We start from the raw sequence: 23,397 nt of genomic DNA on the forward strand, positions 1-23,397 counted from the left end.
TTCGGAGGGTGTCTGCGGATGTCAGAGGGTGTCCGCGGATGTCAGAACAGCGGCGCCGGGAGCACGCCCTCCAGGGCCAGCAGCCGTCGCTTCGTCTCCAGCCCGCCGCCGAAACCGCCGAGCCCTCCGTCGCTCTCCACCACCCGGTGGCACGGCACCACCACCGGCAGTGGATTGGAGCCCATCGCCGCGCCGACCGCCTGCGCGGCGCCCGGCCGGCCCGCGCGGCGCGCCAGCTCGCCGTACCCCACCACCGTCCCGTAGGGCACACCCGTCGCCAGCTCGCGCAGCACCTGCCGGTTGAAGCCCCCGGAGAGCGACCAGTCCAGCGGCAGCCCGAACTCCCGCAGCTCGCCCGCGAAGTACGCCGACAGCTCACGTATCGGCTCGGCCAGCAGACCCGACGCGGATTCGACCGGCTCGGCGCCGAGCCGGTCCCTGAGCTGCTGGAGCGCCTTCTCCCGCACCGGCCCGTGGGCATGGAAGGCCACGCTCACCAGCCCCTGACGCGTCGCCGCCAGGAGCAGCGGCCCGATGCCGGTGCCCATGACCGCCCACTCCGGCGACGACTGTCCGTACGTGTTCATGGGGACCACGGTAGGGGCCGCCACTGACAACGGCTCCCGGCCCACCGGGTCACGCGCCGGGCGGCCGGCTCACCGCGTCGCGCACCAGGTCCGGGTTGTTGGTGATGATCCCGTCCACGCCGAGGTCCCTGACCCGGACCGCGCCCGCCGCGTCGTTCACCGTCCATGTGCTGACCGTGAGCGGCTTGCCGTGCGGGCCCTTCAGCCGGTGCACCGCGGCCACATAGCCGGCGGTCAGCGAGGTGTACGAGGGATTGATCTGGTCCGTGAAGGCCGCGTACGCGGGCAGGTCGGCCACCGCCGGCGCCCCGAGGAAGCCCGTCGTGATCCCGGGCCCCCGCTGGTGCACCGTGCGGACGCTGTCCGCGCCGAAGCTCTGGATGACCAGCTTCCCCCCGACATGGGCGCGGTCCAGCCAGCCCTCCTGGCGGAGCACCCGCAGGATGTCGCTCTCGATGCCCGGGTACTGCTCGGGGTTCTTGATCTCCAGGAGCAGCTTCTGGTCATGGGCGTCGACGGTGTTCAGGAACTGCTTCAGCGTCGGCACGCGCTCGCCCGCCCACCGCTCGCCGAACCAGCTTCCCGCGTCGAGCCGGGCGATCTCGGCGGCGGTGAAGTCCTTCACCTTCCACGGCGACCGGTCCGGGAAGAGCCGCTCCACATCGGTGGTCCGCGCGAGGGTGTCGTCGTGCAGCACCACCAGCGCGCCGTCCTTGGTGCGCTGTACGTCGTTCTCCACCCACTCGATGCCCAGTTCACCGGCCCGGTCGACGGCGGCGAGGGTGTTCTCCGGCGCGTACGCCGAGGCGCCGCGGTGCGCGATGACCAGCGGACCACCGTCCCCGGGGGCCGCGGCGGTCGCGGTGGCGGTCGCGGTGGCCGTGGTGGGGGCGACGGCTCCGGCCTGACCGGCGGGCGCAGCGGCGGCGCCCGGCATCATGAACGCGGCGACTCCCAGCAGGGCGCCGGCCGTTGTCGCCGAGGTGCACGTGTACACGGTGGACTCCTCGCGTCGTGGGATGACGGTCGGCCCCGAGGGTGGCAGTCTCCGGCCAACGGGGAACGGGCGGAGGCCGGCCATCACATGAAGCCACACCACGAGACACGCATACCGGACCGTGGGGGTGTGGCGCTCCGTGTCGCCGCATGTCGGCTTCATATTGGCTTCATATCGACAAATCATCCGGTGCCTGTTTGATTACCGGCCCGGCCGTCCTACTCTCGCCCCGGACCGGCGCTTCCGTACACGGAGCCGGGGGGCGAAGGGCACACCGCTATGCAGGGCACCACCGAAGGATTCAGCTACGGCCTCGTCACGCCCGTGGCGGCCTTTCTCATGGCCTGTCTCGGGGCGGCGCTCGGCCTGCGCTGCACCGCGAGATCCCTGCGCAGCCGGGGCCGCTGGAGGCCCGGCGGCCTGGCGCTCGGCGCGGCCTCGATCGGCTCCGGCGTCTGGACGATGCACTTCATCGGCATGATGGGCTTCGCCGTGACCGAGGTGCCCATCGGCTACGACGCGCTCACGACGTTCGCCAGTCTCGTCGTCGGGATCGTGATGGCCGGGATCGGGATCTTCATCGTGGGACACCGCGCCTCGACCCCGATGGCCCTGGTCACCGGCGGTACCGTCACCGGTCTCGGCATCGCCACCATGCACTATCTCGGCATGGCGGGCCTCCGGCTGCACGGACAGGTCGCGTACCACACCGGGTCGGTCGCGCTCTCCGTCCTGATCGCTGTCGCCGCGTCCACGGCCGGGCTCTGGGTGATCGTCACGTACCGGGGCTTTCCGGCCAGTCTCGCCGCCAGTCTGGTGCTGGGCGTCGCGTCGACCGGGATGCACTTCACCGCGATGGCGGGGGTCCGGGTCCATCTCGACAGGGTGGCCGCCACCGACCCCGGCGGCGCCCCGGCCGCCGAGCTGCTCGTGCCGATGCTGGTCGGCCCCGCGGTCTTCCTGCTGCTGGCCGGGGGCGCGCTGTTCTTCGACCCGCTGCTGGTCGCGGGCGGACGCGGCCGGGGGCGCGAGGACCGTGACCGGGACCCCGGCGGGCCTCGTTCCCGCCCCGGCCCGTCCGCGGGGCCCACGCGCGGGCTGTGCGCGTCCAGGAGGCCGGGCGGGGTGCCGGCGCAGCGGACACGGCCGCGTGCGGCCCGTCGTGCGGCCGCCGAACGTACGGCCGCCAGGGCGCCGCGCAGCGGACCCCAGGATCTGCACGACTGGTGACCGGCCGGCTGGTGACCGGCCGGTCACCAGGACGGCGTCCGGCCGCCGGACGGGCCGCCGGGGGCACCGGACGCCGGGCTGCCGGACCGCCTGCCGGACCGCCTGCCGGACCGCCGGGCGGACGGTGACGCGCGGTGGCCGCCCGGTGATCCGGTGTCGCCCGCCGTCCGGCTGCCCCCGACTGTCAGTGGGTGGTCGTACCGTGGTTGCATGCGGCCCGTTTCCCACATCGAACGTACGGTGGCGCCTTTCGAGGTCGTCAGTCCCTACCAGCCCAGCGGTGACCAGCCGACGGCCATCGCCGACCTCGAGCGGCGTGTCCGCGCGGGTGAGAAGGATGTCGTCCTGCTCGGCGCGACCGGCACGGGAAAGTCGGCGACGACCGCCTGGATGATCGAGAAGCTCCAGCGCCCCACCCTGGTGATGGCACCGAACAAGACGCTCGCGGCCCAGCTCGCGAACGAGTTCCGGGAGCTGCTGCCCAACAACGCCGTCGAGTACTTCGTCTCGTACTACGACTACTACCAGCCCGAGGCGTACGTCCCGCAGTCGGACACCTATATCGAGAAGGACTCCTCCATCAACGAGGAGGTCGAGCGGCTGCGCCACTCCGCGACGAACTCCCTGCTGACCCGCCGTGATGTGATCGTGGTCGCCTCGGTCTCCTGCATCTACGGTCTCGGCACGCCCCAGGAGTACGTGGACCGGATGGTGCCGCTGAAGGTCGGCGCCGAGATCGACCGCGACCAGCTCCTGCGCCGCTTCGTGGACATCCAGTACGCACGCAACGACATGGCGTTCGCGCGCGGCACGTTCCGGGTCCGGGGCGACACCATCGAGATCTTCCCGGTCTACGAGGAGCTGGCCGTCCGTATCGAGATGTTCGGCGACGAGATCGAGGCACTCTCCACGCTGCACCCGCTCACCGGTGAGGTGATCAGCGACGACCGCGAGCTGTACATCTTCCCCGCGAGCCACTATGTCGCCGGCCCCGAGCGCATGGAGAAGGCGGTCAACGGCATCGAACGGGAGCTGGAGGAGCGCCTGGCCGAGCTGGACAAGCAGGGCAAGCTCCTGGAGTCCCAGCGGCTGCGGATGCGCACGACGTACGACATCGAGATGATGCGCCAGATCGGTTCCTGCTCCGGGATCGAGAACTACTCGATGCACTTCGACGACCGCCTGCCCGGCACCGCGCCCAACACCCTCCTCGACTACTTCCCCGAGGACTTCCTGCTGGTCATCGACGAGTCGCATGTCACCGTGCCGCAGATCGGCGCGATGTACGAGGGCGACGCGTCCCGCAAGCGGACCCTGGTCGACCACGGTTTCCGGCTGCCGTCCGCGCTCGACAACCGTCCGCTGAAGTGGGAGGAGTTCCAGCAGCGGATCGGCCAGACCGTCTATCTCTCCGCCACCCCCGGCACCTACGAGCTGTCCCGCTCCGACGGGGCCGTGGAGCAGATCATCCGCCCGACCGGCCTGATCGACCCGGAGGTCGTCGTCAAGCCCACCGAGGGCCAGATCGACGACCTGGTCCACGAGATCCGCGAGCGGACCGCGAAGGACGAGCGGGTCCTGGTGACCACCCTCACCAAGAAGATGGCCGAGGACCTCACGGACTACTTCCTGGAGCTGGGCATCCAGGTGCGTTATCTGCACAGCGACGTGGACACCCTGCGCCGGGTCGAGCTGCTGCGTGAGCTGCGCTCGGGGGAGTACGACGTCCTCGTCGGCATCAACCTGCTCCGGGAGGGCCTCGACCTCCCCGAGGTCTCGCTGGTGGCGATCCTCGACGCCGACAAGGAAGGCTTCCTGCGCTCGGGCACCTCGCTGATCCAGACCATCGGCCGGGCCGCGCGCAATGTCTCCGGCCAGGTCCATATGTACGCGGACAAGATCACCCCGGCGATGGAGAAGGCCATCGACGAGACCAACCGCCGCCGGGAGAAGCAGATCGCGTACAACACCGAGCGCGGTATCGACCCCCAGCCGCTCCGCAAGAAGATCAACGACATCGTCGCGACCATCGCCCGCGAGGAGATCGACACCGAGGCGCTGCTCGGCACGGGCTACCGGCAGACGAAGGACGGCAGGCCGGCCAAGGCCCCGGTGCCCACGCTCGGCGTGAAGGCCGCCAAGGGCGCCGGGCGCGCGAAGACCGCGGTGCTCAGCGACCGGCCCGCCGCGGAACTGGCCGGAATCATCGAGGAGATGACCGACCGTATGCGGGCCGCCGCGGCCGAGCTCCAGTTCGAGGTGGCCGCGCGGCTGCGTGACGAAGTGAGTGAACTGAAGAAGGAATTGCGCCAGATGAGGGAGGCGGGGCTTGCCTGACACCCCGGAACACCAGGTGTGTTGCAAGACCGACACAAAAACGGTCCAAGCCTCCTGCACCGCACGCGCGACTGCGTAGGGTGCTGCGCAACCGCATACGGACGGTTGCGGGGGAACCATTCGAGAGGGGACAGCGCGTGGTGGACGTATCCAAGGGCAGTGCGCCCGGGGGCCCTGGCGTCAATCTGACCAAGGGACAGGCCATCAGCCTGGAGAAGAAGGGCGGCGGCACGCTGACCGCGGTGCGGATGGGGCTCGGCTGGCAGGCCGCGCCGCGCCGGGGCCTGTTCGGCTCCCGCACCCGTGAGATCGACCTGGACGCGTCGGCGGTGCTGTTCGCCGACAAGCAGCCGGTCGACGTGGTCTTCTTCCGCCATCTCGTCAGCGACGACGGCTCGGTGCGGCACACCGGTGACAATCTGGTCGGCGGCGCGGGCCAGGGCGGTGACGACGAGGCGATCCTGGTCGACCTTCAGCGGATCCCGGTCCATATCGACCAGATCGTCTTCACGGTGAACTCGTTCACCGGCCAGACGTTCCAGGAGGTGCAGAACGCCTTCTGCCGCATCGTCGACGAGACCAACGGCGAGGAGCTGGCGCGCTACACGCTGGACGGCGGTGGCCAGTACACCGCGCAGATCATGGCGAAGGTGAGCCGCGCGGGTGCGGGCTGGCAGATGACGGCCCTGGGCAACCCGGCCAACGGCCGTACGTTCCAGGACCTGATGCCGGCGATCCTGCCGCACCTCTAGAACGCCGCCCAGGACGCCGGCAAGGAGGCCGCCCAGGACGCCTGGTCCGGCACCGGCCCGGCGTCACCTCGGCGGCACTCCAGCACCACCAGGCACGCACCCGTACGACCCGGCGCCTCGCCGGCACGCGCAGCTCCCGGACGTCAGGTCGCCGGGAGCTGCGCGGCTGCCGGACACCCGTACGGACCCGTCCGCGCGGGACCATCCGTACGGCTCCGCACAAGCTCCGTACAGCCCGCACAAGCTCCGTGAGCACCACCCGACCATCCACAGCCGAACGACGACGCGTGACCGACGAGGGGACAGAGGCGATGACGGCCGAGCTGGTCCGGGGGCAGAACCACCCCTTGCCCCACACCCGCCTGGAGATCCGGGTGACGGCCGGCGCGCCGGTCATGGCCTGCGCCACGCTCGGTGACGCACAGGGCACGGTGCCCGGCACCGACTGGATCGCCCATCCCGGCTCGCCCACACTCCCGGGCATCGAGGTGTCCCGCCAGGCCGCCGCGGGGCTGCGCTTCCACATCGATCTGGAGGCCGTGCCCGAGCGGGCGCATCTCGTGCGTGTGCTGCTCGCCCTGCCCGAGGGGGTCGGCGGACCGGACCGCTTCGGCGCCACCGTGGCCCCCTTCGCCGCCGTCACCTCCACCGACGGCACCGAGGTCGCCAGCTTCACCCTGACCGGTCTGGACGCCGAGTCCGCCGTCGTGGCCCTGGAGCTGTACCGGCGCCAGGGCGCCTGGAAGGTCCGAGCCGTCGGCCAGGGGTACGCGGGAGGGCTGGCCGAGCTGTTCGGCGACCACGGCGTGCCGCAGGCCCACGCCTTCGCCACGGGTGTCCAGGAGACGGTCGCCCGCCATCTCGCCAGTACCGTCCAGGTCCCGCTGCCCGGCGCGCAGGACGGTGTACGGGTCAGGCCCGACGGTCTGCCGTCGCCCACCACACCGGGAGCGGCCGCGTCCACCACGCAGGGAGCGGCCGCCCAGCCCGGACCCGCGACTCAGCCCGGACCGGCCGCCCAGGGCGGCGCCACCGTCCCGCAGCCCGGCACGGGCGGCACGGCAGGTCCCGGTGGCGCGGCCTCCGGCGCTGCGGGCGGTGCGGGAGCCACCGCGGGCGCGGTCAACTACACGCATCCCGGCCGCCGCACCTCCGCGCCCCCGACACCGCCCCCGGCCGCGCCGCCCGCCCGGCCGGGTGAGCCGCCCCGCCCCGTCGCGGGCGACGCCACGGGCTGGTCCATGGACGAGCGGCTCTACAACCAGGTCTGGGGCATGTTCGAGGACCTGGCCCGCACGGTCGCCGCGTACCGCAGCGCGATGGACTTCGCCGAGTCCCGGATGGACCAGGAGCTGGACCGCGTCCTGTCCGATCCACGCCACCGCATCGGCGGGGCGGGCGACGCCGCCCGGGAGGCCGCCCGTGCCAAGCACGACCAGCTCGCCGCCCAGGCCCGTGAGGTCCTCGACCGCGATCTCGCCCAGCTCGTCGCCGAGTGCGAGGTCGTCGAACCGGCCCTGCCCGCCCCCTACGCCCGCTGGGACAACCCCGTCTGGCACGCCTACCGCGTACCGATGGAGATCCCGATGGCGCTGCGCCTGGGCGATGTGCATCTGCCGGAGCGCCCCGAGCTGCGGATCCCGATGCTGGTGAGGCTGCCGCTGGAGCGCGGGCTGTGGGTCGACAGCGGCCGGTCGGGCTCCGAGGCCGCCCTGATGATGGACGAGGCGCAGCTCCGCGGTCTCGCCATGGACACCGCCGTCGCGCTCGCCGGGCGGCTGCTCGCCGTCTATCCGCCCGGCGAGTTCACGGTGCATGTCATCGACCCGGCCGGTTCCGCGGCCCGTTCGCTGGCCCCGCTGACCGCCTCCGGGGTGCTCGACGGCCCGCCCGCCGCCGGTGCCGCGGGGGTGGCCGCGGTCCTCGCGAAGCTCACCGAGCGGGTGGATCTGGTGCAGATGGCGGTGCGCGGCGGCGCCGCCGAGTCGCTGCCGCCCGGTCTGGACACCGCCGAGCAGCTTCTGATCGTCAATGACTTCCCGCACGGCTTCGACGACCGCGGGGTGACCCAGCTCCGCTATCTCGCCGACGAGGGCCCGGCGGTCGGTGTGCATCTGCTGATGGTCGCGGACCGCGAGGACGCCGGCGCGTACGGACCGGTGCTGGACCCCCTCTGGCGGTCCCTGCTCCGGATCACGCCGGTCCCCGACGACCATCTCGCCGATCCCTGGGTCGGCCACGCGTGGACGTACCAGCCGCCCCTGGTGCCGCCGGGCAGCCGGGTGCTGTTCCAGGTGCTGGAACAGGTGGCCGCGGCCCGTCGCTCCTGGCGCCGCTGACCAGCACACATTCGGCGCCTTTACCTCTTTCTTTACCTTTCCTTGGGCTTTCCTGTACTGTTCTTTGGAACGGAGGGGAGTACTCCCACCTCGCGACGTTCCCGTCAATACGGACCGCAATCGGTCCCGGGGCGTCGGCCCGGGACCGGCGGGTGCCGCCCGGGTGGAGGAGACCTCCGGCAGCGACGACGCTGATCAGTTGCCGTACGAAGCCGGAGGCGTAGTGGACGTTTCAGTCAACCTGTGGGTGCTGACCATTCTCGGTCTGTCAGCCCTGATCGCGGTGGACTTCCTCATCGGGCGCAAGCCCCATGACGTGTCGATCAAGGAAGCCGGTATCTGGACGGTCGTCTGGATCGCCCTCGCCGCGCTCTTCGGCCTCGGCCTGATGGTCTTCGGCACGGGCCAGGCGTCCGGCGAGTTCTTCGCGGGCTTCATCACCGAGAAGTCGCTCAGTGTCGACAATCTCTTCGTCTTCGTCCTGATCATGGCGAAGTTCTCGGTGCCGACACATCTCCAGCAGCGGGTGCTGCTGATCGGTGTGCTGATCGCCCTGGTCCTGCGCGCGGTCTTCATCGCGGCCGGCGCCGCGATCATCGCGAGCTTCTCGTGGGTCTTCTTCATCTTCGGCGCGTTCCTGATCTACACCGCGTGGAAGCTCGTCCAGGAGGCGCGCTCCGACGAGGAGGAAGAGGAGTTCGAGGAGAACCGCCTGCTCAAGTCGATCGAGAAGCGGTTCGGGGTCGCCGACAGGTACCACGGCACGAAGCTCTTCATCAGGAACAACGGCAAGCGGGTGCTGACCCCGCTGATGGTCGTCATGCTGGCCATCGGCACCACCGATGTGCTGTTCGCGCTGGACTCCATCCCCGCGATCTTCGGTCTGACCCAGGACCCGTACATCGTCTTCACCGCCAACGCCTTCGCCCTGATGGGGCTGCGGCAGCTCTACTTCCTCATCGGCGGACTGCTCAAGAAGCTGGTGCACCTCAGCTACGGTCTCTCGGTCATCCTGGGCTTCATCGGGGTGAAGCTGGTGCTGCACGCGCTGCACGAGACCGGGGTGCATGTCCCCGAGATCTCCATTCCGGTCTCGCTGGCGGTCATCTGCGGTGTTCTGATCGTCACCACGATCACCAGCCTGATCGCCTCCAAGAAGCAGGCGGAGCGCGAGGCGGAGGCGGAGCGCGAGGCGCAGGCCGGGGCCGACGGCTCGGACAGCAAGGACAGCATCCAGGCCTGATCCGGGAGAGCTGGGAGATACGGGCCGGGGAACAGCCGAGGAATACACGCGGGGCGAGTGGCTGCCGGCCACCCGCCCCGTCGGCCTTCGCGCGCGGGGATCCACGGCCGTGAAGGCCCCCGTTGCCTGGAGGTCCCCCCGGGACGCCCCGGGGCATCACCAGCCGCGGGCGCGCCATTCCGCGAGGTGCGGGCGCTCGGCGCCCAGCGTGGAGTCGTTCCCGTGGCCCGGGTAGATCCAGGTCTCGTCCGGCAGGGCTCCGAAGACCTTGGCTTCGAGCCCGTCCATCAGACTCGTGAACTCGGCCGGGGTCGTGGTCCGCCCGGGGCCGCCGGGGAAGAGGCAGTCCCCGGTGAAGACATGCGGATGGCCGTGCGGGTCGTCGTAGACCAGCGCGATCGAACCGGGGGTGTGCCCCACCAGTCGCAGCGCGGTGAGCCCGATCTCCCCGACCCTGATGGTGTCGCCGTCCTCGACCGGCACCTCGGTCGGCACGGGGATGCCCTCGGCGTCGTAGCGGCCCGCGTAGGTGCGGGCGCCGGTGGCCGCCACGACCTCGTCCAGCGCCTGCCAGTGGTCGCCGTGCCGGTGCGTGGTGACGACGGACGCGATGCCGTCGTCACCGATCAGGGTCAGCAGGGTCGCCGCGTCATTGGCCGCGTCGACCAGGAGCTGTTCCCCGGTGGCCCGGCAGCGCAGCAGATAGGCGTTGTTCTCCATCGGCCCGACGGCGACCTTGGAGATCATCAGGGCGGGCAGCTCGTGCACATCCGCCGGTCCGCCGACTGTCACCGCTCCGCTGTACGTCATAAGGATCACCCTATAGCGGGGGCAGTACGGGCAGGGGGCCGTCCGCGGACTCCAGCGCCGCTCCGTCACGGCGCCCGGCCAGCCAGCCCATCAGATCGGCGGCGGGGCCGGTGACGGGGCGCGGGACGCCCTCCGCGCCGCCGGTGCGCCAGGTGCGGCCGTCGGTCGCCTTCAGGGTCAGCGGCGGGACCGCAGGGTTGCCCGAGAAGCGCTCCGTGAGGAAGTCGATCTCGCGCACGGTGAACTCCTCGGACAGATCCTCCAGCTCGCGGCCGATCCCCAGATCGACATGGTGCAGCTCCACCTCGACCAGCCGGCGGAACGGCAGGCGGGCGGCCACGTCCGTGACACCGTTGCGCAGCACGAGGATCCGGGTCCAGTCGGCCGGCGCGGACGCGGAATGCAGGAACCGCTCGCCGGTGTTACGTACATCGGCGAGCTGGATGTCGAGGGCGCGTGGCGCGTCCCGCTCGATGTCCGCCCCGCGGGAGGCGTCGCTCTCGTACATGGGCCGTCCTTCCAGAACATTGACCAGGGCGTCCGCGTTCCGGGCGAGGTGGGCCAGTACATGGCCCCGGCTCCAGCCGGGAAGGCGTGACGGCGCGGCGACCGCCGCGTTGTCCAGTGCGTCGGCCGCGCCGAGGAGCCGCTCGGTCGCTTCGCGTACGGATACCAGGTCGTGCACGTGGTCGATCATGGCGCCGACGATAGCCGGGCCACTCGATCGGGTGAAGGCGGTGAAGGGCCGCCGTAAATCGAATGCACGTGCTATAGGCTCGGGAGAGGCATCCTGGCATGTAGGCACATCGCATGGAGGCACATCCGAGCCCGGCGCGCACGCGCGCGGGGCCGCTCACCGCTTGGCAGTCAATCGCTCTGGCGTCCCCCTGGTCCGAGAAGGGGGCTCAGCCCCTGTTTCCCCAGAAAGAAAGGTGCGGACCGGCGTGGCCGACCGTCTCATCGTCCGTGGCGCGCGCGAGCACAATCTCAAGAACGTGTCGCTCGACCTCCCCCGTGACTCCCTCATCGTCTTCACCGGGCTCTCCGGGTCGGGCAAGTCCTCGCTCGCGTTCGACACGATCTTCGCCGAGGGCCAGCGCCGTTACGTGGAGTCGCTGTCCTCGTACGCCCGGCAGTTCCTCGGCCAGATGGACAAGCCGGACGTCGACTTCATCGAAGGGCTCTCCCCGGCCGTCTCCATCGACCAGAAGTCGACCTCGCGGAACCCCCGCTCGACGGTCGGCACGATCACCGAGGTCTACGACTACCTCCGGCTGCTCTTCGCCAGGATCGGCAAGCCGCACTGCCCCGAGTGCGGACGGCCGATCTCCCGGCAGTCGCCGCAGGCCATCGTGGACCGGGTGCTGGAGCTGCCCGAGGGCAGCCGCTTCCAGGTCCTCTCGCCGCTCGTGCGCGAGCGGAAGGGCGAGTTCGTCGATCTCTTCGCCGATCTCCAGACCAAGGGATACAGCCGGGCCCGGGTCGACGGCCGGACGATCCAGCTCAGCGAGCCGCCCACGCTCAAGAAGCAGGAGAAGCACACCATCGAGGTGGTCGTCGACCGTCTCACGGTGAAGGACAGCGCCAAGCGCCGGCTGACCGACTCGGTCGAGACCGCGCTCGGTCTTTCCGGCGGCATGGTCGTGCTCGACTTCGTGGATCTTCCCGAGGACGACCCCGAGCGCGAGCGGATGTACTCGGAGCATCTCTACTGCCCGTACGACGATCTCTCCTTCGAGGAGCTGGAGCCCCGCTCCTTCTCCTTCAACTCGCCCTTCGGCGCCTGCCCCGAGTGCACCGGTATCGGTACGCGGATGGAGGTCGACCCGGAGCTGATTGTTCCCGACGAGGAGAAGTCGCTCGACGAGGGCGCGATCCACCCCTGGTCCCACGGGCACACCAAGGAGTACTTCGGCCGGCTGATCGGCGGTCTCGCCCAGGCTCTGGGCTTCCGTACGGACATCCCGTGGGCCGGGCTGCCGCAGCGGGCCAGGAAGGCCCTGCTGTACGGCCACAAGACCCAGGTCGAGGTCCGCTACCGGAACAGGTACGGCCGTGAGCGCGCCTACACCACGCCCGCCTTCGAGGGGGCCGTCTCCTTCGTCAAGCGGCGGCACAGCGAGGCCGAGAGCGACTCCAGCAGGGAGCGCTTCGAGGGCTATATGCGCGAGGTGCCCTGCCCGACCTGTGAGGGCACCCGGCTCAAGCCGATCGTCCTCGCGGTCACGGTCATGGACAAGTCCATCGCCGAGGTCTCGGCGCTCTCGATCAGCGACTGCGCGGAGTTCCTCGGCAAGCTCAAGCTGAACGCCCGGGACAAGAAGATCGCCGAGCGGGTGCTCAAGGAGGTCAACGAACGGCTGAGGTTCCTGGTCGACGTCGGCCTGGACTATCTCTCGCTGAACCGCGCGGCGGGCACGCTCTCCGGCGGCGAGGCGCAGCGGATCCGGCTCGCCACCCAGATCGGCTCCGGCCTGGTCGGGGTGCTCTATGTGCTGGACGAGCCGTCCATCGGACTCCACCAGCGGGACAACCACCGGCTGATCGAGACCCTGGTCCGCCTCCGTGACATGGGCAACACCCTGATCGTCGTGGAGCACGACGAGGACACGATCAAGGTGGCCGACTGGGTGGTCGACATCGGTCCCGGCGCGGGGGAGCACGGCGGCAAGGTCGTGCACTCCGGGCCGTTGAAGGGGCTGCTGGCCAACAAGGAGTCGATGACCGGGCAGTATCTGGCGGGCAAGCGGTCCATTCCGACCCCGGACATCCGCAGGCCCGTCGATCCCGAGCGGAAGCTCACCGTGCACGGCGCGCGGGAGAACAATCTGCGGGACATCGATGTGTCGTTCCCGCTGGGTGTGTTCACGGCGATCACCGGTGTCTCGGGCTCGGGCAAGTCGACGCTGGTCAACGACATCCTGTACACGCATCTCGCACGCGAGCTGAACGGCGCGAAGTCGGTGCCCGGCCGGCACACCCGGGTCGACGGGGACGATCTGGTCGACAAGGTGGTCCATGTCGACCAGTCGCCCATCGGCCGTACGCCCCGGTCCAACCCGGCCACGTACACCGGCGTCTTCGACCATGTCCGCAGGCTCTTCGCGGAGACGATGGAGGCCAAGGTCCGCGGCTATCTGCCCGGACGGTTCTCCTTCAACGTCAAGGGCGGCCGGTGCGAGAACTGCGCCGGTGACGGCACGATCAAGATCGAGATGAACTTCCTGCCGGACGTCTATGTGCCGTGCGAGGTCTGTCACGGGGCGCGGTACAACCGGGAGACGCTGGAGGTCCACTACAAGGGCAAGTCCATCGCCGAGGTGCTGGACATGCCGATCGAGGAGGCCCTGGACTTCTTCGAGGCCGTCCCGACGATCTCGCGCCACCTCAGGACGCTCAACGAGGTGGGTCTCGGCTATGTCAGGCTCGGCCAGTCCGCGCCGACCCTGTCGGGCGGCGAGGCGCAGCGGGTGAAGCTGTCGAGCGAGCTCCAGAAGCGTTCGACGGGCCGTACGGTCTATGTCCTGGACGAGCCCACGACCGGTCTGCACTTCGAGGACATCAGCAAGCTGATCACGGTGCTGTCCGGGCTGGTCGAGAAGGGCAACTCGGTGATCGTCATCGAGCACAACCTGGATGTCATCAAGACCGCGGACTGGGTCATCGACATGGGGCCCGAGGGCGGCAACGGCGGCGGTCTGGTGATCGCGGAGGGCACCCCGGAGCAGGTGGCGGGGGTCCCGGCCAGCCACACCGGGAAGTTCCTGCGGGAGATCCTGGACGCGGAGCGGATCAGCGACGCGGCGCCGGCGAAGAAGGCGGCGCCACGGAGGAAGGCGGCGCCGAAGAAGGCGACGACGGCGTCCCGCCGCGCCTGAACCCGGCCTCGGGGGCCGGCCCGGCCCGCCCCCGAGGCCCAGGCCCCAGGCCCCAGGCCCCGGTCCTGGTCCGAGGCCTGGCCGTGTTCCGGCCCTCGGATCCTGCCCGGCCTGGGACCCCGGGCCCGGCTTCCGGCCCGGCGGCCACAGCCTCGGGCCCCAGCTCTGGCTTCGGGGCCCTGGCTCCGGCTACGGGCCCCGGCCCAGCCGCCCGGGGCCGAGCGCGGGAGCGGCTCAGGGGCCATGCCCTCGGGCCGGGGTCCCGATCCGAGGGCATGGTCGTGCCCCGGCCTCGGATCCTGCCCGGTCTCGGACCCCGGGACCGACTTCCGGCCCCGGCGGTCACGGTCTCGGGCCCCGGCCGTGGCTTCGGCCCTGGTCCCGGTCCGTGGGGCGGTCGTCGGGCCGGTGCGGGACGGGGGGTTTCGGTGGGGGCCGGTATCGTCGGTTGTGCCAGCGACACCCTGACCTGTGGAGACACCATGACCGGCCCGTCCGCGCCCCGCCGTACCGTGTTGAAGGGGGTCGCGCTCGCCGGGGTCGCGGGGGCGGGGATGGCGGCGTGTTCCACCGAGTCGAAGCTCGGGCACGCGGAGGACCCCACGCCCACCGCGGCCGTCGAACTGGGCGCGGCGCGGGACATCCCGGTCGGCGGCGCCAAGCTCTACCGTGAACAGCGTCTGGTGGTGAGCTGCCCGGCGCGCGGGGAGTACAGGGCGTTCAGCGCCCAGTGCACCCACGCGGGCTGTCTCCTGGAGAAGCTGGAGGGCACGGTGGGTGACTGTCCCTGCCACGGCAGCAAGTTCGACGTCACCACCGGCAGGGCGATCCAGGGTCCGGCGACCGTACCGCTGCCGGAGGTGCCGATTACGGCAGAGGGCGGCAGGCTCATCGCCGGTCCCCGGGCCTGAGAGCCGCCGGGAAGGTCCGACGGCCGCCAAGAGCGGCCTCTGCCCTCCGGGGCGTACCGCACCCCCGGCGAGGCCGCACTGTCCGTCGCCGACAGTAGGGTGGACGGCATGGCCGACCCCTCCAGCTACCGCCCCAAGCCGGGACAGATCCCCGACTCGCCGGGGGTCTACAAGTTCCGCGACGATCACCACCGGGTGATCTACGTCGGAAAGGCGAAAAGCCTGCGCCAGCGGCTCGCCAACTACTTCCAGGACCTGGCGAGCCTGCATCCGCGCACCCGTTCCATGGTCACCACGGCCGCCTCCGTCGAGTGGACGGTCGTCTCCACCGAGGTCGAGGCGCTCCAGCTCGAATACTCCTGGATCAAGGAGTTCGACCCCCGCTTCAACGTCAAGTACCGCGACGACAAGAGCTATCCCTCGCTCGCGGTGACGCTCAACGAGAAGTACCCCCGCGTCCAGGTCATGCGCGGCGCCAAGAAGAAGGGCGTGCGCTACTTCGGACCGTACGGACACGCCTGGGCGATCCGCGAGACCGTCGATCTGATGCTCCGTGTGTTCCCCGTGAGGACCTGCTCCGCGGGCGTGTTCAAGAACGCGGAGCGGACCGGCCGGCCCTGTCTGCTCGGTTATATCGGCAAGTGCTCGGCACCCTGTGTCGGCCGGGTCACCCCCGAGGAGCACCGCGAACTGGCTGAGGAGTTCTGCGACTTCATGGCCGGCCGCACCGGCACGTACATCCGCCGTCTGGAGCGGCAGATGACGGCCGCCGCCGAGGAGATGGAGTACGAGAGGGCCGCCCGGCTCCGGGACGACATAGGCGCCCTGCGCCGCGCGATGGAGAAGAACGCCGTCGTGCTCGCCGATGCCACCGACGCCGACCTGATCGCGGTCGCCGAGGACGAACTCGAAGCCTCCGTGCAGATCTTCCATGTCCGCGGCGGCCGGGTCCGTGGCCAGCGCGGCTGGGTCACCGACAAGGTCGAGGCCGTGGAGACGGCCGGTCTGGTCGAGCACGCGCTCCAGCAGCTCTACGGGGAGGAGCGCGGCGACTCCGTTCCCAAGGAGGTGCTTGTCCCCGCCCTGCCGGAGGACGCCGAGGCCGTCGCCCAGTGGCTCAGCGAGCGCCGTGGCGCCCAGGTCTCGCTGCGCGTTCCGCAGCGCGGTGACAAGAAGGACCTGATGGAGACGGTCGGGCGCAACGCGCAGCAGGCGCTCGTCCTGCACAAGACCAAGCGCGCCAGCGATCTGACCACCCGCTCCCGCGCCCTGGAGGAGATCGCGGAGGCCCTCGCCCTGGACAGCGCGCCCCTGCGGATCGAGTGCTTCGACATCTCGCATCTCCAGGGCGACGACGTGGTGGCGTCGATGGTGGTCTTCGAGGACGGCCTCGCGCGCAAGAGCGAGTACCGCCGCTTCCAGATCAAGGGCTTCGAGGGCCAGGACGACGTCCGGTCCATGCACGAGGTGATCGGCCGTCGCTTCAGGCGCTATCTCTCGGAGAAGGAGCAGACCGGCGAGTGGCCCGAACAGCCCGACGGCCACGGTATGGACGATGAGCCGGCGGTGGACGCCACGGACCGCGAGCCGCCGGTGGGCTCCGTGGACCACGCGCCGCCGGGACCGCCCGGGGTGACGGCCGTACCGGCGCTCCCGGGCGAGGAGCCGGCCGGCGGGCCCGGCAGGGACGACGACGGCAGGCCCAGGCGCTTCGCCTACCCGCCCCAGCTCGTCGTGGTCGACGGCGGACAGCCCCAGGTCGCGGCGGCCAAGCGCGCCCTCGACGAGCTGGGCATCGACGATGTCGCCGTCTGCGGTCTCGCCAAGCGCCTCGAAGAGGTCTGGCTGCCCGGGGACGACGATCCGGTCGTACTGCCCCGCTCCAGCGAGGGTCTCTACCTCCTCCAGCGGGTACGGGACGAGGCACACCGTTTCGCCATCACCTATCAGCGGGCCAAGCGGGCCAAACGCGTCAGGACCAGCCCGCTCGACGATGTCCCGGGCCTCGGCGAGTCCCGCAAACAGGCGCTCATCAAGCATTTCGGCTCGGTGAAGCGGCTGCGGCAGGCGACAATCGACCAGATCTGCGAGGTACCGGGCCTGGGCCGCAAGACGGCCGAGTCCGTCGTCGTGGCCCTCGCGAAGACGGCCCCGCCGGCACCCGCCGTGAACACGGCAACAGGAGAGATCATGGAAGACGACGGGGGCAGCACGCATGACTGAGCACGACCGGGACGGAGCGGAGCACGTGAGTACGGGCACCACGAAGGAGGCCGGTGAGAGCGCCGGCGACACGGCCATTCCCGAGCTGGTGATCATCTCCGGTATGTCGGGCGCGGGCCGCAGCACCGCCGCCAAATGCCTGGAGGACCTCGGCTGGTTCGTCGTGGACAACCTGCCGCCCGCGCTGATCCCCACCATGGTGGAGCTGGGCGCGCGCTCGCAGGGCAATGTGGCGCGGATCGCCGTCGTCGTGGACGTACGCGGCAGGCGGTTCTTCGACAACCTCCGCGAGTCCCTCGCCGACCTCGACGCCAAGGAGGTCACCCGGCGGATCGTCTTCCTGGAGTCCTCCGACGAGGCGCTCGTCCGCCGCTTCGAGTCCGTGCGGCGTCCGCACCCGCTCCAGGGCGACGGCCGGATCGTGGACGGCATCGAGGCCGAGCGCGATCTGCTGCGCGAGCTGCGCGGCGACGCGGATCTGGTGATCGACACCTCCAGCCTCAACGTGCACGAGCTGCGCGCCAAGATGGACGCCCAGTTCGCCGGCGACGAGAAGCCGGAGCTGCGGGCCACGGTGATGTCCTTCGGCTACAAGTACGGACTGCCGGTCGACGCCGACCTGGTGGTGGACTGCCGCTTCCTGCCCAACCCGCACTGGGTCCCGGAGCTGCGCCCGTACACCGGACTGAACGAGGAGGTGTCCGCGTATGTCTTCAACCAGCCGGGCGCCAAGGAGTTCCTCGACCGCTACACCGAGCTGCTCCAGCTCATCGCCACCGGATATCGCCGCGAGGGCAAACGGTATGTGACCGTCGCGGTCGGCTGTACGGGCGGCAAGCACCGCTCCGTCGCCATGTCCGAGAAGGTCGCCGCCCGCCTCGCCTCCGAAGGAATCGAGACCGTCGTCGTCCACCGGGACATGGGGCGCGAGTGACCGGACGCACCTTGCGGATGCGCCGGCTGCGCAGGGGAGCCCCCGCGCTGTCGGCGCGCGGGCGCGGCGCCCAGCCCAAGGTCGTCGCGCTCGGCGGCGGCATGGGTCTGTCCGCCTCTCTCGCGGCCCTTCGCCGCATCACGGGCGATCTCACCGCCGTGGTCACCGTCGCCGACGACGGGGGCTCCAGCGGGCGGCTCAGGGAGGAGCTGGGGGTACTGCCGCCCGGTGATCTGCGCAAGGCCCTGGCGGCGCTCTGCGGCGACGACGACTGGGGCCAGACGTGGGCGCGGGTCATCCAGCACCGTTTCCAGTCCCAGGGGGACCTCCATGAGCACGCGGTGGGCAATCTGCTGATCGTCGCCCTCTGGGAGCAGCTCGGCGACCATGTCCAGGCGCTCGACCTGGTCGGCAGGCTCCTCGGCGCCCACGGCAGGGTGCTGCCGATGTCCGCCGTGCCGCTGGAGTTGCAGGCGCTCGTACGGGGCCATGACCCGGCGTACCCCGACGAGGTGAACACGGTGCGGGGCCAGGCGACGGTCGCGCTGACCCCCGGCGAGGTGCAGTCGGTGCATCTCGTGCCGCACGACCCGCCCGCCGTCCCCGAGGCCGTCGCGGCGGTCAGGGACGCCGACTGGGTGGTGCTCGGTCCCGGCTCCTGGTTCTCCTCGGTGATCCCGCACCTTCTGGTGCCCGAGCTGCTCGACGCGCTCATGGAGACGAAGGCCCGCAGGGTCCTCTCGCTGAACCTCGCACCGCAACCCGGTGAAACCGATGGCTTCTCACCGCAGCGTCATTTGGAGGTTTTGGGGCGACACGCCCCTAAACTCGCCCTGGACGTGGTGCTGGCCGACAAGGCCGCCGTGCCCGACCGTGAGTCACTCTCCGATGCCGCCAGACGGTTCGGTGCCGCGGTCGAGCTGGCGCCGGTGGCAGCGCCCGACAGTTCGCCGGTCCACGATCCGGAGCTGTTGGCAGCCGCGTACGACCGTATTTTTCGGATGCATGGAAGGATCGGCCCATGGCGATGACGCCAGCGGTGAAGGACGAGATCGCCCGCCTCCCCGTCACCCGGACGTGCTGCAGGAAGGCGGAGGTCTCGGCGATCCTTCGGTTCGCGGGCGGGCTGCACCTGGTGAGCGGCCGCATTGTGATCGAGGCGGAGCTGGACACCAGCATCGCCGCGCGCCGGCTCCGCAAGGACATCCTGGAGATCTTCGGGCACAACTCCGAGCTGGTGGTGATGGCCCCCGGCGGGCTGCGCCGCGGCAGCCGTTACGTCGTACGGGTGATCACCGGCGGTGATCAGCTCGCCCGGCAGACGGGTCTGGTCGACGGCCGGGGACGCCCGATCCGGGGGCTGCCGCCGCAGGTGGTCTCGGGGGCCACCTGCGACGCGGAGGCCGCCTGGCGCGGCGCGTTCCTGGCGCACGGCTCGCTCACCGAGCCGGGCCGTTCCTCCTCGCTGGAGGTGACCTGCCCGGGTCCCGAGGCCGCCCTCGCGCTCGTCGGTGCCGCGCGCAGACTCCAGATCGCCGCGAAGGCCCGTGAGGTGCGCGGCGTCGACCGGGTGGTCGTACGGGACGGGGACGCCATCGGCGCGCTGCTGACCCGGCTCGGCGCGCACGAGTCGGTGCTGGCCTGGGAGGAGCGGCGGATGCGCCGCGAGGTCCGCGCCACGGCCAACCGCCTCGCCAACTTCGACGACGCGAATCTGCGCCGCTCCGCCCGTGCGGCGGTCGCCGCAGGCGCCCGGGTGCAGCGCGCGCTGGAGATCCTCGGCGAGGAGGTGCCCGAGCATCTCGCCGCCGCCGGCCGGCTGCGGATGGAGCACAAGCAGGCCTCCCTGGAGGAGCTGGGGGCGCTCGCCGACCCGCCGCTGACCAAGGACGCGGTCGCGGGCCGGATCCGCCGGCTGCTGGCCATGGCCGACAAGCGCGCACAGGACCTGGGGATTCCGGGGACGGAGTCCAATCTGAGCGAGGAACTGGCCGACGGTCTCGTCGGCTGAGCCCGCCGGCCGTCGCCCTTCCGGCCGTACTCGCCCCGCACACCCGCTGCCGGTACCGAACAGGTGCCGGCAGCAGGCATGTTGACCTGCCCTCAGAGTGCACTTGACATGATCATGGAGCATGGTCAGCCTGACGTCAGTTCACGGACGTGGCAGACAACAGCAAGAGGGGCACATGAGACGTAGAGCGAGATCGGTACTCGCCGCAGGCGCACTGCTGCTGGCCGGTGTGACGGCGGCGCCCGCCGCCCAGGCACGGCCGGGACCGGAGTCCGCCGCCGGCGCGGACGCGGTGAAGGTCTTCGACGCCGAGGTCACCCAGGAGCAGATACCGCTGCTTCTCTCGGCGGGCCAGGACGCCCATGAACTCACCGAACGGGCCCCCGAGAAGGGGACCGCGAAGGTCGAGCTGTTCCTCACCGACGCCCAGGCACGCGCCCTGGAGAAGCAGGGCGTCGAGGTCACCGAGCGCACGGTCCCCGCGAAGGCCACGGCCCGGACGCGGGCCGCGGGCGACGGGGTCTTCCGCCCGTACAGCGGCGAGGGCAATCTCCAGGAGGAGATCGTCGGGACCGGGCAGGCCAACCCCCGTATCACCAAGGTCGTCTCCATCGGGAAGACCGTCCAGGGACAGGACATCCTCGCGCTCAAGGTCAGCAAGGGCGCGCGCACCACCAAGGACGGGGCCAAGCCGTCCGTGCTCTACATGTCGAACCAGCATGCGCGGGAGTGGATCACTCCCGAGATGACGCGCCGGCTGATGCACCACTATGTCGACAACTACGGCAAGGACCCACGGATCACGAAGATCGTGGACTCCACCGAGCTGTGGTTCGTGCTCTCCGCCAACCCGGACGGGTACGACTACACCCACGGCTCGGACAGCGCCCGGCTCTGGCGCAAGAACCTCCGTGACGTCAACGGGGACGGACAGATCACCTCCGGCGACGGTGTCGACCTCAACCGGAACTTCGCGTACAAGTGGGGCTACGACGACGAGGGCTCGTCCCCGCAGCCCGCGAACGAGACCTACCGCGGCGCGGGCCCCAACTCCGAGCCCGAGACACAGGCGATCGACCGGTTCGAGAAGCGCATCGGCTTCGAGTACGGGATCAACTACCACTCCGCCGCCGAACTGCTCCTCTACGGCGTGGGCTGGCAGGTCGCCACCCCGACCCCCGACGACGTGCTCTACCAGGCGCTCGCGGGCACGCCCGAGAACTCCGCCGTCCCGGGCTACTACCCGCAGGTCTCCTCCGAGCTGTACACCACCAACGGTGAGGCCGACGGCCACGCGGCGAACGTCAACGGAACGATGATGTTCACCCCGGAGATGACCACCTGCCAGACGGCCTCCGACCTCGACCCCGGTGACGCGTGGGAGGCCCGGGACTGCCGCTCCGGCTTCAACTTCCCCGACGACGAGAAGCTGATCCAGGAGGAGTTCGCCAAGAACGTCCCCTTCGCGCTCTCCGTCGCCGAGACCGCCGCCCACCCCGACCAGCCCGTCTCCTCGGTCGGACTGACCGCCCCCGACTTCACCGTCGACCCGTTCACCACCTCGTACGCGCGCGGCGCCGACCAGGAGGTCTCCGTCACCGCCCGCAAGTCGGTCCGTGACAAGGAGCTGAAGTACCGGATCAACGGCGGGCGTACGCAGGACGAGAACCTCAGGGCCTGGAAGGGCGGCGAGACCTACGGCGGCGAGGACAACCTCCACTTCGACCAGTACCGCGCCGAGGTCGAGGACGCCGATCCCGGTGACACGGTCGAGGTCTGGTTCACCGGCCGGACCGCGAAGGGGAAGTCCGTCGCCAGCGAGCACTTCACCTACACCGTGGCCGAACGCCCCCGCGCCGACACACTCGTGATCGCCGAGGAGGGCGCACCCGCCCAGCAGACCCGCGCCTACACCGACGCCCTGCGCGCCAACGGCCGTACCGCCGTCGTCTGGGACGTGGCCGCCCAGGGCGCACCGCACGCGCTGGGTGTCCTCAGCCACTTCTCCACCGTGGTCCACTACACCGGAGCCGTGGCCCCCGGCGGGCCGACCCAGATCGCCGTGCGCGACTTCCTCAACGAGGGCGGCAAGCTGATCGAGGCCGGTGAGCAGGCCGGCGGGAACGCCCGGGTCGGCCGGGCGCAGACCAACGACTTCAGCCAGTACTACCTGGGCGCGTACGGACGGACGTCCATCGCGGGCCCCGCCGGCTTCGGCGGCGCCGGAGCGCTCTCGGGAGTGTCCGGAGCGCTCGGCGCGGCACCGGGCAACCCGCTGAACGCGGCGGGCGGCTACACGGTCACCTCCGACACCCTGGACCCGAAGACGTTCCCGCAGTTCAGGAGCGCGCAGGGCGGCGCGTACACCGGGATCGCCAACCCGTACGCGCCCTACGCGGGCGTGTGGATGGCCGCCGCCAGTCACGCGGACAACGCCTGGCGCCGGCTCACCCGTACCGTCGATCTGACCGGTGTCAGCGCGGCGGACAAGCCGGAGCTGCGGCTCGCGCTCAACTGGAACACCGAGCCCGAGTACGACCACGCGGTCCTGGAGGCCCACACCGCGGGGGCCGACGACTGGACCACCCTGCCCGAGGCCGGCGGCGCCACCGGCACCGCCGTCCCCGCCGAGTGCGAGGCCGGGTTCTTCCTCAACGCCCATCCGTTCCTGGGCCGCTATCTCACCCTCGGGGACGACGGCTGCACCGCCACCGGCACCACCGGCGCGTGGAACAGCTTCACCGGCACCTCGAACGGGTGGCGTCAGGTCGCCTTCGACCTGAGCGCCTACGCGGGCACCAAGGCCGAGCTGTCGCTCAGCTACATCACCGACCCGGGCAGCGGCGGGCGCGGGCTCTTCGTGGACGACGCGCGCCTCGCCGTGGGCGGCGTGGAGCAGGCGTCCGAGGGCTTCGAGACCTCGCTGGGCGTCTGGGCCACCCCGGGCGCGCCGGAGGGCAGCCCGGTGGTGGAGGGGGACTGGGCACGCGCCCAGGAGCTCTTCAAGTCCTACGCGTCGGTCACGACGCGTGACACCGTCCTGCTCGGCTTCGGTCTGGAACACGTACCGGACACGGCGGAGCGCGCGGCGCTGCTGGGCAAGGCGCTGCGGGCCCTGCGGCACTGATCCGCACGGCCGCACGCG

Annotated in this window: 16 protein-coding genes; 12 read left to right on the forward strand and 4 right to left on the reverse strand. The window is 70.8% G+C overall.

The window, feature by feature from the left end:
* Window positions 1-41: 41 nt before the first annotated feature.
* The gene (locus ACFYYH_RS17435) at window positions 42-587 is read right to left on the reverse strand and encodes a methylated-DNA--[protein]-cysteine S-methyltransferase (protein WP_388551480.1); all 546 of its coding nucleotides are present in this window, start codon (window positions 585-587) and stop codon (window positions 42-44) included.
* Window positions 588-636: 49 nt separating this feature from the next.
* Window positions 637-1,527, reverse strand: coding sequence for a glycerophosphodiester phosphodiesterase (locus ACFYYH_RS17440; protein ID WP_388551701.1), 891 nt, complete (start codon window positions 1,525-1,527; stop codon window positions 637-639).
* A 336-nt stretch (window positions 1,528-1,863) separates the two neighbouring features.
* Here ACFYYH_RS17440 and ACFYYH_RS17445 point away from each other — a divergent pair, with 336 nt between their 5' ends.
* The 5 genes from ACFYYH_RS17445 to ACFYYH_RS17465 all read left to right on the forward strand — a co-directional run bounded on the left by ACFYYH_RS17445 (window position 1,864) and on the right by ACFYYH_RS17465 (window position 9,485).
* Complete coding sequence (locus ACFYYH_RS17445) at window positions 1,864-2,814, forward strand: MHYT domain-containing protein (protein ID WP_388551481.1); 951 nt, start codon at window positions 1,864-1,866, stop codon at window positions 2,812-2,814.
* Window positions 2,815-3,024: 210 nt separating this feature from the next.
* Window positions 3,025-5,151, forward strand: a complete 2,127-nt coding sequence (gene uvrB / locus ACFYYH_RS17450) for an excinuclease ABC subunit UvrB (protein ID WP_388551482.1) — start codon at window positions 3,025-3,027, stop codon at window positions 5,149-5,151.
* 137 nt (window positions 5,152-5,288) lie between these two features.
* Window positions 5,289-5,903: a TerD family protein gene (locus ACFYYH_RS17455; RefSeq protein ID WP_388551484.1), complete on the forward strand. Its 615-nt coding sequence runs from the start codon at window positions 5,289-5,291 to the stop codon at window positions 5,901-5,903.
* Between the two features lie 311 nt (window positions 5,904-6,214).
* Window positions 6,215-8,242 (forward strand): TerD family protein, encoded by a 2,028-nt coding sequence (locus ACFYYH_RS17460; protein ID WP_388551703.1) that lies wholly within the window; start codon window positions 6,215-6,217, stop codon window positions 8,240-8,242.
* A 223-nt stretch (window positions 8,243-8,465) separates the two neighbouring features.
* Complete coding sequence (locus ACFYYH_RS17465; protein ID WP_388551485.1) at window positions 8,466-9,485, forward strand: TerC family protein; 1,020 nt, start codon at window positions 8,466-8,468, stop codon at window positions 9,483-9,485.
* A gap of 156 nt (window positions 9,486-9,641) precedes the next feature.
* On the opposite strand, the gene ACFYYH_RS17470 is transcribed toward ACFYYH_RS17465, so the two are convergent.
* Together ACFYYH_RS17470 and ACFYYH_RS17475 are read right to left on the reverse strand one after the other, a co-directional pair.
* Window positions 9,642-10,295 (reverse strand): MBL fold metallo-hydrolase, encoded by a 654-nt coding sequence (locus ACFYYH_RS17470; RefSeq protein WP_388551486.1) that lies wholly within the window; start codon window positions 10,293-10,295, stop codon window positions 9,642-9,644.
* A 10-nt stretch (window positions 10,296-10,305) separates the two neighbouring features.
* Window positions 10,306-10,992 carry a maleylpyruvate isomerase family mycothiol-dependent enzyme gene (locus ACFYYH_RS17475; protein ID WP_388551488.1) on the reverse strand — a complete coding sequence of 229 codons (687 nt, stop codon included), beginning with the start codon at window positions 10,990-10,992 and terminating at the stop codon, window positions 10,306-10,308.
* Window positions 10,993-11,239: 247 nt separating this feature from the next.
* Between ACFYYH_RS17475 and uvrA the strand changes: the two genes are divergently transcribed.
* From uvrA to ACFYYH_RS17510, 7 genes are all read left to right on the forward strand, one after another.
* Window positions 11,240-14,173, forward strand: a complete 2,934-nt coding sequence (uvrA, locus tag ACFYYH_RS17480; RefSeq protein WP_388551490.1) for an excinuclease ABC subunit UvrA — start codon at window positions 11,240-11,242, stop codon at window positions 14,171-14,173.
* A 482-nt stretch (window positions 14,174-14,655) separates the two neighbouring features.
* Window positions 14,656-15,084, forward strand: coding sequence for a Rieske (2Fe-2S) protein (locus ACFYYH_RS17485; RefSeq protein WP_388551492.1), 429 nt, complete (start codon window positions 14,656-14,658; stop codon window positions 15,082-15,084).
* A 108-nt stretch (window positions 15,085-15,192) separates the two neighbouring features.
* Window positions 15,193-17,307 carry an excinuclease ABC subunit UvrC gene (uvrC, locus tag ACFYYH_RS17490; RefSeq protein ID WP_388551493.1) on the forward strand — a complete coding sequence of 705 codons (2,115 nt, stop codon included), beginning with the start codon at window positions 15,193-15,195 and terminating at the stop codon, window positions 17,305-17,307.
* The gene (rapZ, locus tag ACFYYH_RS17495) at window positions 17,300-18,241 is read left to right on the forward strand and encodes an RNase adapter RapZ (protein WP_388551495.1); all 942 of its coding nucleotides are present in this window, start codon (window positions 17,300-17,302) and stop codon (window positions 18,239-18,241) included. The genes uvrC and rapZ overlap by 8 nt, the downstream gene beginning before the upstream one ends.
* Window positions 18,238-19,272 carry a uridine diphosphate-N-acetylglucosamine-binding protein YvcK gene (yvcK, locus tag ACFYYH_RS17500; RefSeq protein WP_388551497.1) on the forward strand — a complete coding sequence of 345 codons (1,035 nt, stop codon included), beginning with the start codon at window positions 18,238-18,240 and terminating at the stop codon, window positions 19,270-19,272. The genes rapZ and yvcK overlap by 4 nt, the downstream gene beginning before the upstream one ends.
* Window positions 19,263-20,252, forward strand: coding sequence for a DNA-binding protein WhiA (whiA, locus tag ACFYYH_RS17505; protein ID WP_046495602.1), 990 nt, complete (start codon window positions 19,263-19,265; stop codon window positions 20,250-20,252). Before yvcK ends, whiA begins: the two co-directional genes overlap by 10 nt.
* A 175-nt stretch (window positions 20,253-20,427) precedes the next feature.
* Window positions 20,428-23,379: a M14 family zinc carboxypeptidase gene (locus ACFYYH_RS17510; protein ID WP_388551499.1), complete on the forward strand. Its 2,952-nt coding sequence runs from the start codon at window positions 20,428-20,430 to the stop codon at window positions 23,377-23,379.
* Window positions 23,380-23,397 lie beyond the last annotated feature (18 nt).

The organism is Streptomyces sp. NPDC002018 (genome assembly GCF_042890865.1).
In the GTDB taxonomy this organism is placed as follows: domain Bacteria; phylum Actinomycetota; class Actinomycetes; order Streptomycetales; family Streptomycetaceae; genus Streptomyces.